The organism is Haloarcula ordinaria (assembly GCF_029338275.1).
GTDB lineage: Archaea > Halobacteriota > Halobacteria > Halobacteriales > Haloarculaceae > Haloarcula > Haloarcula ordinaria.
Map to the genome: position 1 here is coordinate 2,288,865 of NZ_CP119789.1, position 13,310 is coordinate 2,302,174.

Below are 13,310 nucleotides of genomic sequence, written 5' to 3' on the forward strand. Positions count from 1 at the left end.
TCACACCACTCCTCAAGTCGAGATATGACTGATAAGGTCGTCGTACTCGGTGCTGGCTACGCCGGTGCAGGCGCCGTCAAGAGTTTTGAAAACGAACTGAACGGTGACGCGGATCTGACCTGGATCTCGGACACTGATTTCCACCTCGTTCTCCACGAATCCCACCGCTGCATCCGTGACCCGTCCGTCCAGGACAAAATCTCGATTCCTGTCCACGACATCAAGGAACCGACCACGTCGTTCATCGAAGACGAGGTCGTCGCTATCGACACCGACGAACGGCGCGTCGAACTCGCTGCGAACGACGCCGTCGAGTACGACTACCTCCTCGTCTGTCTCGGTTCGCAGACCGCCTTCTTCGGCATCCAGGGCCTCGAAGAACACGCCCACACGCTGAAGAGTCTCGACGACGCTCTGGGCATCCACGAGGCCGTCCAGACCGCCGCCCGGGAGGCGACTCAGAACGACCCTGCGCAGGTCGTCATCGGTGGCGCCGGCCTCTCGGGCATCCAGACCGCCGGCGAGGTCGCCGAGTTCCGCGACCTGCACGACGCGCCGATCGACATCCACCTCGTCGAGGGCCTCGACGAGATCTTCCCCGGCAACGACCCCGAACTGCAGGGCTCGCTCCGCAAGCGCCTGGTCGAGCGCGACGTCGAGATCATGTGCGGCGAGTTCATCGGCGAGGTCGACGAGGACACCGTCTACATCGGCGACGACGAGGAACTCGACTACGACGTGCTGGTCTGGACCGGCGGTATCACCGGCCGCGACGCCGTCCAGGACGTCAAGCTCGACAAGGACGACCGCAACCACCGCATCCACGCGGAGAGTGACTTCCAGACCGACGACGAGCGCGTCTTCGCCATCGGCGACTGCGCGCTCATCGACCAGCCCGGCGAGCAGCCCGCTCCGCCGACCGCCCAGGCCGCCTGGCAGGCCGCAGAGGTCGCCGGTGAGAACCTCGCTCGTGCCGTGCGCGGCCAGCCACTCAGTACGTGGACGCACAAGGACAAGGGGACCGTCATCTCCGTCGGCGAGAAAGCCGTCGCCCACGACGTGATGGGCGTCCCGATCTCGACGTTCGGTGGCCTCCCGGCGAAGATTCTCAAGAAGGGTATCGCCGCCCGCTGGATCGCCGACGTCACCAGCATCGGTCGCGCCGCGAAGGCGTGGCCGGATATGTGAACCCACTGTTTGCATCTCCTTCGGGCACTCCGCGCCCTCAGTCGAGCAAAAACTTGGGGAAAAATCGCTGCGTGCTCCTTTCGCGCGGCTGCGCCGCGCGGCAGTCCGCGCGCTGCGGGTGAACCGACGCCTTCGGCGTCGGACACGGTCCTCTGAAATCTCCGTTCCGGTCTATTCTCAGTCGGCCTGCCTTTCCCCGGGTCGTGCGACGGAGCGCACTCCCGGCCTGACCTCCCGCTATTGCTCGATACTCAATCCAGCGTGCCAATGGTCGCTATCGCTCGCCTCGACTGCCTCGTCCATCTCCTTCAGGTAGGTCACCGCGAGGCTCGCGCACTTCGCGGCCTTCCGCTCGCCCTCAGCCCGGAACTCGCCGGTGACGCGGTTGGCGTAGACCGTACAGACCGCCCCAGCCCGGAGGCCGTAGATGCTGGCGAGGGTGAGGATGCTCGCGGCCTCCATCTCGAAGTTGAGGACCCCGGCTTGCTGGAGTGCTTCGAGGTCACCATCGCTTCCCCGGGCTTCGAAACCGCCGAAACCCGGGCGAGACTGTCCAGCGTAGAAACTGTCCGTCGAGCAGGTCACGCCGAGGTGGTAGTCGTAGCCCAGTTCTTCGGCGGCCGCGACGAGCGCCGAGACGACGCGGTGGTCCGCGCTGGCCGGGTAGTCCTCGCGGACGTACTCCTTGCTGGTCCCCTCCTGTCGGACGGTGCCCGTCGTGATGACGAGGTCGCCGACGCTGGCCTCCGCCTGGATAGCGCCACAGGACCCGACTCTGAGGAGCGTTTCGGCGCCGACGCGGGCCAGTTCCTCGACGGCGATGGCGGCGGAGGGCGACCCGATACCGGTCGACGTCACGGAAATCGGCGTCCCCTCGTGCGTACCGGTCGCGGTGCGGTATTCGCGGTGGTCCGCGACGAGCTCGTGGTCGTCCCAGTCGGCGACCACCTTCTCGACGCGCTCGGGGTCGCCCGGCAGGAGCACGCTGTCGGCGACGTCTCCCGGTCCCACCTCGAGGTGGTACTGAACGTCGTCGTTCGGGTCTTCGCTGTCGCCGGTCATTTGCCCAGGTGTGCCGGAGATATCGTCGCGGGCAAGAGTTCGCCGAGGGTGTACTCGGTGCCGTCCTCGCCGTCAGTGACAATCGGGAGCGACTCGTCACAGAACTCGGAGAGGGTCTGGCGGCACATCCCACAGGGTGTGACGCCGTCTCGCTTGTCCGAGGAGACGGCGAGGCGGACGAACTCGTCGTGGCCGTCGCGGACCGCCGACCCGATGGCCAGCTCCTCGGCGTGGATGCTGTTGCTGTAGTTGGCGTTCTCGATGTTACAGCCGGTGTACACCGACCCGTCGGCCGTCTCGATGGCTGCGCCGACCCGGTACTCCGAGTAGGGTGCGTACGACGCGTCGATGGCGTCCCGTGCGGCCTGCATGAGGTCGTCCATGGTCACGGGTGGACTGGCCGGGTGAAATACCCACCGCCGGGGCCAACGGGGCTATCGCTCGGTTCAGTTCGCGTCGTCGACGGCGGAGCGGACCAGTGATTCCACCTGGTCGATCAGGTCGTCGACGGACTCGCTCTCCGCGTAGACGCGGACGTATGGCTCCGTGCCGCTAGGGCGGACGAGTGCCCAGGCCCCGCCGTCGAACGACAATCGGACGCCGTGGTCGGTCGACACCGTGGCCTCGGGAAAGGCCGCAGGCAGCGATTCGCCGAGCGTCTCCATCGCCCCTGCCTTTGCCGCCTCCGGACAGGGGACGCTCACCTTCCGGTAGGGCCGTTCGTCCACGACGGCCCGGCGTTCCGCGAGCGGTGTCGCCGCGAAGAGTCTGGCGAGGACGGCCGCGCTGGCGACGGCGTCTATCCAGCCACCGAACGCCGGGTGGACGTGCTTCCACGGTTCGGCGGCGAAGACCACCTCGGTGTCCGGGCCGGCGTCGGCGCGAACGTCGGCGATGCCCTCGTGAAGTGCGCCCAGACGGACGCGTTCGACGCGGCCGCCGGCCTCCTCGACGCGCTGGTCGATGCGACCCGATGCGTTGGGCGTGGTGACGACAACCGGGTCCTCGGCGCTCGACCGGGCGGTGTATGTCTCGGCGAGCATCGCGACCACCGTGTCCTCGTGGACGACGTCGCCCTCCTCGTCGACGAGCACGAGTCTGTCGCCGTCGCCGTCGTGGCCGATACCGACGTCGACGTCCGTGCTCGCGACGAGCGACCGGAGGGCGGTGAGCGACTCCGCCGTGGGTTTGCTCTCGCGTGCGGGGAAGTGGCCGTCGACGTTGGCCTCGGTCGCGATTACTGAGGCGCCGAGCGCTCTGAGTACGTATGGTGTCGCGACGCCCGCCATCCCGTTCCCACAGTCGACGGCGACGGTCAGGTCAGTCGGGGCCGCTCCCAGCGTGTGAGCGTAGGTCGCCACGGTGTCCCGATAGTCCGGCAGGACGTCCTCGCGTTCGGTCGCACGCCACTGGTCCCATGACGCTGGGTGAGTGTTGTTCGCGACGCGGTCCTCCAGTCGGCGCTCGGCGTCACCGTGGTACTCCTCGCCGTCCACGAACAGCTTGATGCCGTTGTCCGTCGGCGGGTTGTGACTCGCGGTCACCATCACGCCTCGTCGGCCCTGCGAGGCGTAGGCGAGCGCCGGCGTGGGTACCCGTCCCAGTTTTACGACGTTCGCGCCGGCGCTCGCGAGGCCGGACGCGACGGCGTCAGCCAGCGCCGGCGACGTGACTCGACCGTCGTAGCCCACCACGAACGTCCCGCCGTCCCGGCCGGCGGCCCGGCCGACCGCCAGTGCCCGGTCTGGCGTGACGTCGGCGTCGACGGGGCCTCTGATGCCGGCCGTCCCGAACAGGTCCATAGATTGCGTTCCGGGAGGGCGCGGTTTAATTCCCCCGTTCTCACGAGTCAGGACTCGGCGGTCCGGTTCGCGACCCACCGATGGTACTCGCTCTGGTTCAATACGACTACCGTCCCGTCCATCCGGCTGTGGCCGGCCCCGCACAGTTCGGCACAGTGGAGGCGGTACGACCCGGTCTCTGTCGCGTGGGTCCGGGCGACCATCTCCTGGCCGGGGAAGACGTCCTGCTTGATGCCCAATTGCGGGACGTAGAAGGAGTGTATCACGTCCACCGTGCGCAGTCGGAACCGCACGTCCTCGTCGACGGGGATCACGAGACGCGACTGGGTGGTGACGTTCGAGTCCAGGTAGTGGAACTCCCAGCCCCACTGGTAGGCCACCACTTCGACCTCCATGTCGGCGGCTCCGCCGTCGGCCGGCGTCGCCGCGGCGGGACTGATATAGGGCGTCGCGAGCACGAAGAACGCCGAGATGCCGACGAAGACGAGGATGGCCCCCGTCGCGGCCGTCCAGGTCACCTCCAGCGCCGGGTCGTCGACGGTCGGCCGGGGTGCGTCGTTGTTCCGGAACCGGTAGATGGCGTAGACGAGGGTGAGCTCGACGAACAGCGTCAGCGGCAGGGCGACGTAGAGCAACTGCTCGTTGAGCTCGTCGATGGCCGCCCGGTTGAGCGACTGGGCCGCCGCCGGCGAGGCGAGCGCGCCCAGCGCCACCACGGCCAGCAGCGACCAGGACAGGACCCGAATGCGACGCATTGGCACACGTTTGTAGTGGGGCTGTCATATATCTTCGCCAGGCCGCCGTCGCGTAGTTTTATTATCGAGCCGCTTTCAGGGTCGGTAAATGTGTCTCTCGGTTGAAATTCGAGCTGTGGTCACGAGCCACACGGAGGGGCACCGGTGAACCGCGCCGTCGTCGAGGGGACTGCGCTGGGCCTCCTGGCGGTCTCCGTGCTAGCGCTGTGGGTGCGTTCGCGCTGGCACGCGCGCCTCGAGAGCGACGGGGGCACGATCACCCGCGAGGGACTCCAGTACGAGGTCGACCGGGTGGGGTCCGAACTGTACCGGTGGCTGACGACGACGAACCACCGGGACATCGGCCTGCTGTACATCGCCTTCGGCACCGTTGCGGGCCTGTGGGGCGGCGTCGACGCGATGATGCTCCGGACGGAACTGCTGACGCCGCCGGCGGACATCTGGACGCCGGAGACGTACAACGCGCTCTTTACCACCCACGGGCTGACGATGCTGATCTTCTTCGTCCTCCCCGTGTTCTACGGCATCGGGAACTACGTCCTCCCGCTGCTCATCGGCGCCGACGACATGGCCTTCCCGCGGGTCAACGCCGTCGGGTTCTGGATGCTCCCGCCGGCCCTCCTGATGGCCCGGATGGGGCTGCTGGTACAGGTCGGCGGACAGATTCTCTCCCTCTTTTTCCCGCCCGAGGCCATCGAGTTCTTCCTGACCGTCCGCGAGGTGAGCGTCGGGTGGACCCTCTATGCCCCGCTGTCGGTCCAGCAACCGAACCCCCAGATAGACCTGCTCCTGCTGGGACTGCACCTCTCGGGCATCGCGACGACGGTCGGGGCCATCAACTTCATCGCGACCATCGTCTACGAGCGTGAGGAGGGAGTCACCTGGGCGAACATGGACATTTTCTCGTGGAACATGCTCGTCACGAGCGGGCTGGTGCTGTTTGCCTTCCCGCTGCTGGGGAGCGCCCTGGTGATGCTCCTGTTGGACCGTAACCTCGGGACGACCTTCTTCGCGACGGAGGGTGGCGGCCCGATACTCTGGCAGCACCTGTTCTGGTTCTGGGGCCACCCCGAGGTGTACATCCTCTTCCTGCCGGCAGCGGGGCTGATGAGCACCATCCTCCCGAAGTTCGTCGGGCGCAAGCTCTTTGGCTACCAGTTCATCGTCTACTCGACGCTCGGCCTCGGCGTCCTCTCCTTTGGCGTCTGGGCCCACCACATGTTCACCACCAGCGTCGACCCCCGGCTGAAGGCCTCGTTCATGGCCATCTCCATCGCCATCGCCGTCCCCAGCGCCATCAAGGTGTTCAACTGGATCACGACGATATGGGACGGGGACATCCGCCTGACCGCGCCCTTCATCCTCTGTGCGGGCGGCATATCCACGTTCATCATCGGTGGCGTGACCGGCGTCTTTCTCGCGGTCATCCCCGTCGACATCCTCTATCACGGGACATACTACGTCGTCGGGCACTTCCACCTCATCGTCGTCGGCATCATCCCGTTCCTGATGATCGCCGCGAGCTACTACTGGTACCCGCTCATCACGGGCCGCTGGTACGACACTCGCCTGGCACGGTTCCAGGCCGTGCTGCTCATCTTCGGCTCCTTCGTCACCTTCGTCACGCTGACGGTCATCGGCGGCCTGGGGTTCCCGCGCCGGCAGGCCGTCTACCCGCCAGAACTCCAGTTCGGTCAGCAGATAGCCACCATCGGCGCCTACGTCATCGGGCTGAGCGCCCTGCTGTGGCTCTACAACATGCTGGTGTCGTACTGGCAGGGCGACGTCGTGAAGACGACAGACCCCTGGGACCTGAAGGCGACGAACCAGTTCACCCGCGAGTGGCGGTGGTTCGAGCAGCGACTGGTCGAGAAGTACGACATCGAACCCACCGAACCGACGAGCACCCGCCGCTCGTACGCCCCCGAGGGCGAACCGAAGGGGTTCACCGAGGGCAGCGTGGGCAACGTCGCCCAGACAGTCACCCGGAACGCGGGGCTCGCAGCCATCGGTGGCTTCGTCGGCACCGTCCTCATGGCTGGGGGCCTGGGCACCGCCTGGCTCGTCGGCGTGCTCGACCCGGCGTCGTTCGGCGAAATCGCCGAGATAGTCGGACTGCCCGCCCGCCCGCTGTTCGGCGTCGTCCTCTTTCTCGTCGGTGGAACAGTCACCTGGCCGCTGCTGTTCCTTGCGTTCTCAGAGTACCTGCCGGGGCGGCTGCTGTTCGAGACGGGGCTCGTGTTCGCCACGGTCATCTCGACGGGGTTCGCCGTCGCCTTCTACACGGGCCAGCAGGGCCTGGCGCTGGTGGGCTACCTGGGGTTCGTCCTCGTGGCCCACTGGGCGTACGGCCTCGGCCTCAGCGTGACCTACCAGTACCTCGAGTCGCGGCGCCAGGCGCGCTTCTGGGGTGTCGAGTCGGATGACTGACGGCGACAGGGACCGCGGGTCAGTGGTGTTCACCTACGTCGCGCCCTTTGCCGGCGTCCTGCTGGTGGCCATCGGCATCGGCGCGGCGGTCCCGGGCGGCTACGCCATCCTCGAGGGGCCGGTCCTGAACTGCGGCGAACCGACCATCGCCGTCGAAGGGCCCGACGCGACGGCCGACCGGTTCGGCGACGACGGGCCGGCCCTCCGACAGTCCCAGTTCGAGGCCCTCTCGCCCGCCGAACAGGCCGCCTTCCGGGAGGCGCTCACTGCACCCAGGAACGAGGCCCACGTGGCGGGTGACTTCCCCAACGCGGCCGCGTTCAGGAACGGGTCGCTCGTCGCGTACCAGGGCGAGCAACACTACGTCACCACCGTCTCGGAGAACCCCTGTTTCCAGGCCGCGCCGCTCCAGTTCCCGCTCGGTGTGTTCGCCATCGCGCTCGGGGTCGTGCTGATCTTGACGCCGCCCATCTACAAGCGCCTCGTGGCGCTGGACCGCCGCGCCCGGTAGGGCCGGTTCTCAGACGCTCGCGCCGACGTAGAGGACGACGACCAGGAATACCCACACGGCGTCGACGAAGTGCCAGTACAGCGCCGTCGTCCGGATCGCGGTGTCGCGCTCTGCGGAGTAGTGGCCACGGAGCGCGCGAGCGAACGCGATGCCCAGCAGGACGACCCCGAGGCTGACGTGCAGGCCGTGGAGCCCGGTCAGCCCGTAGAAGGCGCTCGCGAAGACACCGCTAGAGAGGGTAAAGCCCTCGCCGAGGACGAACTCGACGTACTCGAGCACCTGTCCGGCGACGAAGACGACGCCCAGCGCCACCGTCAGGCCCAGCAGAGCGAGGAACCGCCGTCGGTCGCCCCGTTCGAGGGCGTGGTGTCCGTAGTGCAGCGTGACGCTGCTGGCCAGCAGCAGGGCGGTGTTGACGAGCACGAGCGAACTCAACAGCGGCGGCAGGTGCGCGGGCGGCCACTGGCCGGCGCGGACGAACGCGTAGTAGACGAACCCCGCGGCGAAGGTGGCCACGTCGGAGACCAGGAACAGCACCATCGTCGTGTCGTAGAGCGACCCCGACGCGCCACGACCCGCCCGGTAGTCACGAACGAACGCTTCGTTGGCCCAGCCCGCGAGGCCCGCGACCAGCCCAACCGCCCCCAGGCCGCCCAGCGCGAGCGGTATCGCCGAGGGGACGAGGTCGAGGCCGACGAAGGCGAGGCCGACCCCCAGATACAGCGCGCCGGCACCTATCGCGGCCACGAGCGGCCAACGACTCGCGTGCTCGTGTCCTCCCTCGTGCTCGCTCTCGGGGGCGTGTCCTCCGGCGGTCGAACCGGCCATAACGACCACAATGGACGCCGTCTTCATAAACGCCTCCCACTACAGTGACAGGAACGAGACCGACAGCAGGACGAGGTTGTAGAGACCGTGGACCGCGACGGGCACCGCGAGGTTGCCCGTCCGTTCGTAGGCGACGCCGAAGACGGCACCGACGGCGGTCAGGAGGCCGATGGTCGCCAGGATGGGCGGGAGCGCCCCGGTGAAGTTCGTCAGGTGCACCGACCCGAAGAGGACGCTCGATCCGGCGATAGCCGGCGACCAGCGAGATGAGGATGCCGACGGCCGTGAGACCGACGACCTCGGGGACGGTCCAGCAGAGGGCGCTCGCGTCGGGACCGGGTGACGACATCACCAGCGGTGTGTGGACGACGGGCAAAAGTATGCCCGGGTTCCCTGCTCCGGCCACCACTGGCGCCGATTCAGGAGAGGACTGACTCGAGTGCCCCGTCGAGTGCGTCGACGTGGACGGTTCGGGGGGCGGGGCCGACCGGGTCGACGTCGCGTTCGGTGAAGCCGGTGCCAGTGGCGACCAAGACCACGTCGTCCTCGGGCACGAACGCCCCGGCGGCCGCCAGGTCACGGGCGCCGGCCAGCGCCGTCGCGCAGGCCGACTCGACGAACAGACCGGTCCGCTCGGCGAGCGTCCGGCGGGCCGCGAGGATGGCGTCGTCGTCGACGGCGAGGACGGCACCGCCGGTGTCACTGGCGGCCGCGAGCACCCGGTTCCCGCTGGGCGGGTCGGTGTTCGCGATAGAGTACGCCACCGTCTCCCCGGCTTCGACGGGCGCGACGGCGTTGGCCTCCCGCGCCCACGCCTCGGCGATGGGCGCACACGCCGCTGCCTGAACGAAGTACAGCGCCGGTGGGTCGGCGAGGTGCCCGGCCGATTCCAGCTCGCGGACTGCCTTCCAGAGCCCGCTCGCGTGGCCGCCGCTGGAGACGGGGACTACGATCGCGTCCGGCCCGTCGGGCGCGAAGGCCTCCAGAATCTCGAGGCCGGTCGTCTGCTGCCCGGCGACCCGGAGCGGCGTGTCGGAGTTGACGAAGCGGACGCCGTGCTCGCGCCCGACCCGCAGCGACGCCCCGTAGAGGCGGTCGTAGCCGCCCTCGACGCGGAGGATGGTCGGATCGAAGCGGGCGATGAGGCCCAGGCGCTCGGCCGGGATGTCCGCCGGGACGAGCACCACGCAGTCGAGACCGGCGCTCGCCGCGTGGGCCGCCATCGACCGGGCCATGTTGCCGTGCGAGACGGTGCCGACGGCCGACGCGCCCGACGCCTCGGCGACGGCGACGCCCACGGCGCTGCCGCGGTCCTTGAACGTCCCCGTCGGGTTCGCGCCCTCGTACTTGACGTGGACGCGGGCACCGACGTCGTCGTCGAGTCGGCTGGCCCGGACCAGCGGCGTCCCCCCGGCGACCGCGGCCAATCTCTCGGGGTCGACCGGCGGCAGCAGGTCGCGGTACCGCCACAGCGAGCGCTCCGCGGTGTCCGGCCACTCGAAGCCCCTCGCGTCGGTCTCGAGCCAGTACGGCTCGCCGCAGGCACAGCGAGTGCCGTCGGCGAGCTGGCCGTCCGAACCACAGGCGTAACAGTTCAGCGCGAGGTCCATACGCCGGGTTCGGGCGGCCCGGAGAAAGCCCTTGTCGGACTACCGGATCGTCCGGTCGGTCACCTGGCGCAGGCGCTCGGCGACGTCCTCGTCGAACGCCGCCTCGGTGACCCGCCACTGCCAGTTGCCCGTCGCGGTCCCGGGGAGGTTGAACCGGGCGTCGCTGTCCAGTCCCAGGAGGTCCTGCATCGTCGTCATGGCGACGACGGCGTTGGAATTCCACACCGCCTCGATGATATCCCAGTTGATGTCGCTCCCGTCGGTGCCGAGGTTGTAGTGGAGACAGTCGCGCTGGCGGTCGTCGAGGTCCCGGTAGTAGCCGACGACGGTGTCGGTGTCGTGCGTCGAGGTGTAGCCGACGGCGTTCTCCGGGAAGTGCATCGGCTGGTACATGTGGCCGCCCTCACACCAGTCGGCGTACTGCGGGACGCGCATACCGGGGAACTCGAAGCGGTCGCGCAGCGATATCATGCTCTCGTCGATGAAGCCGAGGTCCTCCGCGAAGAAGGGGAGGTCGCCGAGTTCGGCCTCGACCGTCTCGAAGAAGTCCGCCTCGGGACCCTGACGCCATTCGCCGTCGGCGGGGTCGTCGGATTCGGCTGGGATGGCCCAGTACTCGTCGAACCCTTTGAAGTGGTCGATGCGCGTGATGTCGACCAGTTCGAACAGTCGCTCGAGGCGGTCGATCCACCAGTCGTAGTCGTTCTCGGCCAGCCGGTCCCAGTCGTACAGCGGATTCCCCCAGCGCTGACCGCTGTCGTCCGGGTTCGGCGGGACGCCAGCGACCACGGCGGGGTCGTTTTCCTCGGTCAACTGGAACGCCTCGGGCGCCGCCCAGACGTCGGCGGAGTCCAGCGCGACGTAGATGGGCAGGTCGCCGACGAGCTTGACGCCGGCATCGCTGGCGTACTCGTAGAGGGCCTGCCACTGCTCGTCGAATACCCACTGGACGAACTCGTGGTAACCCACCTCGTCGGCCAGCTCCTCGCGGTACTTGTCGAGCGCGTCGGGCTGGCGAGTCTTGACCGCATCGGGCCACTCGGTCCAGAGCCGGCCGTCGAAGTGGGACTTGAGCGCCATGAACAGGGAATAACCGTCGATCCACCCTGCTTCGCGCTCACGGAACGCCTCGAAGGACTCGCGGTCGGCCCCGGTCGCGTCCTCGTCGAAGCGCTCGAAGGCCGTCCGCAGCCGGTCGCGCTTGAACGAGCCGACTGTCTCGTAGTTCACCGAGTGTTCGGAGACGCCTCCGGGCGGTTCGAGTTCGCCGTCGGTCAGGTACCCCCGCTCGCCGAGGTCGCGCAGGTCGACGAGCAGCGGGTTCCCGGCGAACGCCGAGAACGACTGGTACGGCGAGTTACCGAGCTCGGCCGACGTCGGTCCGAGCGGGCAGAACTGCCACAGCGACTGGTCGGCCCGTTCGAGGAAGTCGACGAACCGGCGAGCGCCGGCCCCCAGGTCCCCGACCCCGTGCGGGCTCGGGAGCGACGTGTGGTGGAGGAAGAGTCCACTCTGTCGTTGGAATCTCATAGAAGAGGGTTTCAGCCGACTCCCCCTTCAACGGTCCGATACTTTCCGGCCGCCCACAGGTTCGGAACTGCTGGTCGAGCGCCATCCGAAGCCCCAAAGTTACATAACCGCATCGGCCATCAACCCGGGTAACCGAACATGCCACCCAAAGTGCTGATGCTTGGCTGGGGGTTCCCACCGAACATCACCGGCGGCCTCGATACGGCTATCGGCGAACTGTTCGAAGTGATGCAGCCCCGCGACGACGTCCAGTTCGAACTGGTGTTGCCCGACGAGTACGCACCGGAGGGGCGCGAGAACATCCACGGCGTCCCGACCGGGAAGGGAGACATCATCACCCGCATCGGTCGCCTGGCGGGCGCGTTCGCCGACCACGCCGAGGACGCGGACATCATCCACACCAACGACTGGTTCGGGTACAACCCCGGGTCGAGAGCGAAATCGGCCCACGACGTCGAGTGGGTGACGACGTTCCACTCGCTGTCGTCGGACCGGAACGTCAACCCCCCCGAGCGCGAGGTCGAGACCGAACAGCGCGTCGCAGACCGGTCGGACCATCTCATCGCGGTCAGCAACTTCACCGCCGGCAAGATAAAGGCCGAGTACGGGGCCGACTCGACGGTCATCTACAACGGCTTCTCCTCCGTCGAGTCGACCGGCCGGGACATCAAGGCGGAACTCGACATCGACGGGAAGATGCTCTTCTTCGTCGGGCGCCACACCGACCAGAAGGGAATCTCCTATCTCCTCTACGCCCTCACGAAGCTCAAGCGCGACGACGTCACGCTCGTGCTGGGGGGCTCCGGCCACCTCACCGACCAGCTCAAGCGGTTCGCGGAACTCCTCGGTGTCGAAGACCAGGTCCGGTTCCCGGGGTACGTCCCCCAGGAGGAACTGGGCGACTACTACGCGAACGCCGACCTCTTCGTCTCGCCGTCGCTCGCGGAACCGTTCGGTATCACCTACGTCGAGGCGCTCTCGGTCGGGACGCGCGTCCTTGCCTGTGAGAACGGTGCCGGCGAGATTCTGCCCGACGACTGCGTCATCGAGGTGGAACCCAACTCGGACTCCATCGCCGAGGGTATCGAGTACGCTCTGGAGATAGACACGCCGATCGAGTACGAGGAGCGGACCTGGGACGACGTCGGCGAGGAACACGTCGCGTTCTACCACGATATCCTCGACGACGCGGCGTGAGTCAGCGCAGGAATCTGACGTCCTGCACCGGCTCGGGATGCTGGATGATGTAGCCGTCAGCGGTCGGTTCGAGGCCGGAGACGGACGTGGCGTCCGGGTGTGAGTCGTACGGGCTGTCACCGCTCCCGCTGCGCGACTGGTAGGGGCTATCGTAGGGCGTCTGGCGCCCCTCGATGGCCGAGCGCTCGAAGTCCTCCGGGGGGAGGTAGATTTTCTCGCCGGAAGCCGACACGACGACGACGGCGGTGTCCCGGTCGCCCGAGACCACGATGCGCGTCTCGCCGTCGACGATGTCCATCTCGAAGGAGACGGGCTCTTCGTCCGCCACCTCGGCCCCTGTATCGGCGGTGTCGGTTGGGTCGTCCATACGGACACTGTGCGTGTGTGCCCCTTATGT

The 13,310-nt window shown here is 67.8% G+C and carries 12 protein-coding genes and 1 pseudogene; 4 read left to right on the plus strand and 9 right to left on the minus strand.

What is annotated here, in order from left to right:
* The first annotated feature begins 24 nt into the window (after positions 1–24).
* On the plus strand, positions 25–1,188 hold the full coding sequence (locus P1L41_RS12100; protein ID WP_276295984.1) for an NAD(P)/FAD-dependent oxidoreductase: 1,164 nt from the start codon (positions 25–27) through the stop codon (positions 1,186–1,188).
* A 237-nt stretch (positions 1,189–1,425) separates the two neighbouring features.
* Here the strand turns inward: P1L41_RS12100 and P1L41_RS12105 are convergent, their stop codons facing one another.
* The 4 genes from P1L41_RS12105 to coxB form a co-directional block, all read right to left on the minus strand.
* Entirely contained in the window at positions 1,426–2,250 is an 825-nt protein-coding gene (locus tag P1L41_RS12105; RefSeq protein WP_276295985.1) for a nucleoside phosphorylase, read from the minus strand.
* Positions 2,247–2,633 (minus strand): cytidine deaminase, encoded by a 387-nt coding sequence (cdd, locus tag P1L41_RS12110; RefSeq protein WP_276295986.1) that lies wholly within the window; start codon positions 2,631–2,633, stop codon positions 2,247–2,249. Before cdd ends, P1L41_RS12105 begins: the two co-directional genes overlap by 4 nt.
* 63 nt (positions 2,634–2,696) lie before the next feature.
* Positions 2,697–4,052 carry a phosphohexomutase domain-containing protein gene (locus P1L41_RS12115; protein WP_276295987.1) on the minus strand — a complete coding sequence of 452 codons (1,356 nt, stop codon included), beginning with the start codon at positions 4,050–4,052 and terminating at the stop codon, positions 2,697–2,699.
* A 47-nt stretch (positions 4,053–4,099) separates the two neighbouring features.
* Complete coding sequence (coxB, locus tag P1L41_RS12120) at positions 4,100–4,807, minus strand: cytochrome c oxidase subunit II (RefSeq protein WP_276295988.1); 708 nt, start codon at positions 4,805–4,807, stop codon at positions 4,100–4,102.
* A 144-nt stretch (positions 4,808–4,951) separates the two neighbouring features.
* Between coxB and P1L41_RS12125 the strand changes: the two genes are divergently transcribed.
* Together P1L41_RS12125 and P1L41_RS12130 are read left to right on the plus strand one after the other, a co-directional pair.
* On the plus strand, positions 4,952–7,237 hold the full coding sequence (locus P1L41_RS12125) for a DUF6789 family protein (RefSeq protein ID WP_276295989.1): 2,286 nt from the start codon (positions 4,952–4,954) through the stop codon (positions 7,235–7,237).
* Complete coding sequence (locus P1L41_RS12130; RefSeq protein WP_276295990.1) at positions 7,230–7,748, plus strand: DUF7979 domain-containing protein; 519 nt, start codon at positions 7,230–7,232, stop codon at positions 7,746–7,748. The genes P1L41_RS12125 and P1L41_RS12130 overlap by 8 nt, the downstream gene beginning before the upstream one ends.
* 9 nt (positions 7,749–7,757) lie before the next feature.
* Here P1L41_RS12130 and P1L41_RS12135 read toward each other — a convergent pair whose 3' ends face one another.
* The 4 genes and pseudogenes from P1L41_RS12135 to malQ all read right to left on the minus strand — a co-directional run bounded on the left by P1L41_RS12135 (position 7,758) and on the right by malQ (position 11,716).
* Complete coding sequence (locus P1L41_RS12135; RefSeq protein ID WP_276295991.1) at positions 7,758–8,576, minus strand: cytochrome c oxidase subunit 3; 819 nt, start codon at positions 8,574–8,576, stop codon at positions 7,758–7,760.
* A gap of 39 nt (positions 8,577–8,615) precedes the next feature.
* Positions 8,616–8,828 (minus strand): annotated as a pseudogene (locus tag P1L41_RS12140) (CPBP family glutamic-type intramembrane protease); the annotation flags it as partial.
* A gap of 167 nt (positions 8,829–8,995) precedes the next feature.
* Complete coding sequence (thrC, locus tag P1L41_RS12145; protein ID WP_276295992.1) at positions 8,996–10,186, minus strand: threonine synthase; 1,191 nt, start codon at positions 10,184–10,186, stop codon at positions 8,996–8,998.
* Positions 10,187–10,225: 39 nt separating this feature from the next.
* Positions 10,226–11,716, minus strand: coding sequence for a 4-alpha-glucanotransferase (gene malQ / locus P1L41_RS12150; protein ID WP_276295993.1), 1,491 nt, complete (start codon positions 11,714–11,716; stop codon positions 10,226–10,228).
* A gap of 138 nt (positions 11,717–11,854) precedes the next feature.
* Here malQ and P1L41_RS12155 point away from each other — a divergent pair, with 138 nt between their 5' ends.
* On the plus strand, positions 11,855–12,913 hold the full coding sequence (locus tag P1L41_RS12155) for a glycosyltransferase family 4 protein (RefSeq protein ID WP_276295994.1): 1,059 nt from the start codon (positions 11,855–11,857) through the stop codon (positions 12,911–12,913).
* Position 12,914: 1 nt separating this feature from the next.
* On the opposite strand, the gene P1L41_RS12160 is transcribed toward P1L41_RS12155, so the two are convergent.
* The gene (locus tag P1L41_RS12160) at positions 12,915–13,280 is read right to left on the minus strand and encodes a DUF7510 family protein (RefSeq protein WP_276295995.1); all 366 of its coding nucleotides are present in this window, start codon (positions 13,278–13,280) and stop codon (positions 12,915–12,917) included.
* Between the last annotated feature and the right edge of the window lie 30 nt (positions 13,281–13,310).

Excerpts from the sequence above, each read along its gene's own strand:
- P1L41_RS12130 (WP_276295990.1), top strand. The coding sequence starts at position 7,230 with ATGACTGACGGCGACAGGGACCGCGGGTCAGTGGTGTTCACCTACGTC.
- P1L41_RS12155 (WP_276295994.1), top strand. The coding sequence starts at position 11,855 with ATGCCACCCAAAGTGCTGATGCTTGGCTGGGGGTTCCCACCGAACATC.
- P1L41_RS12115 (WP_276295987.1), bottom strand. The coding sequence starts at position 4,052 with ATGGACCTGTTCGGGACGGCCGGCATCAGAGGCCCCGTCGACGCCGAC.
- malQ (WP_276295993.1), bottom strand. The coding sequence starts at position 11,716 with ATGAGATTCCAACGACAGAGTGGACTCTTCCTCCACCACACGTCGCTC.
- P1L41_RS12100 (WP_276295984.1), top strand. The coding sequence starts at position 25 with ATGACTGATAAGGTCGTCGTACTCGGTGCTGGCTACGCCGGTGCAGGC.
- P1L41_RS12135 (WP_276295991.1), bottom strand. The coding sequence starts at position 8,576 with ATGGCCGGTTCGACCGCCGGAGGACACGCCCCCGAGAGCGAGCACGAG.
- thrC (WP_276295992.1), bottom strand. The coding sequence starts at position 10,186 with ATGGACCTCGCGCTGAACTGTTACGCCTGTGGTTCGGACGGCCAGCTC.
- coxB (WP_276295988.1), bottom strand. The coding sequence starts at position 4,807 with ATGCGTCGCATTCGGGTCCTGTCCTGGTCGCTGCTGGCCGTGGTGGCG.
- P1L41_RS12160 (WP_276295995.1), bottom strand. The coding sequence starts at position 13,280 with ATGGACGACCCAACCGACACCGCCGATACAGGGGCCGAGGTGGCGGAC.
- P1L41_RS12105 (WP_276295985.1), bottom strand. The coding sequence starts at position 2,250 with ATGACCGGCGACAGCGAAGACCCGAACGACGACGTTCAGTACCACCTC.
- cdd (WP_276295986.1), bottom strand. The coding sequence starts at position 2,633 with ATGGACGACCTCATGCAGGCCGCACGGGACGCCATCGACGCGTCGTAC.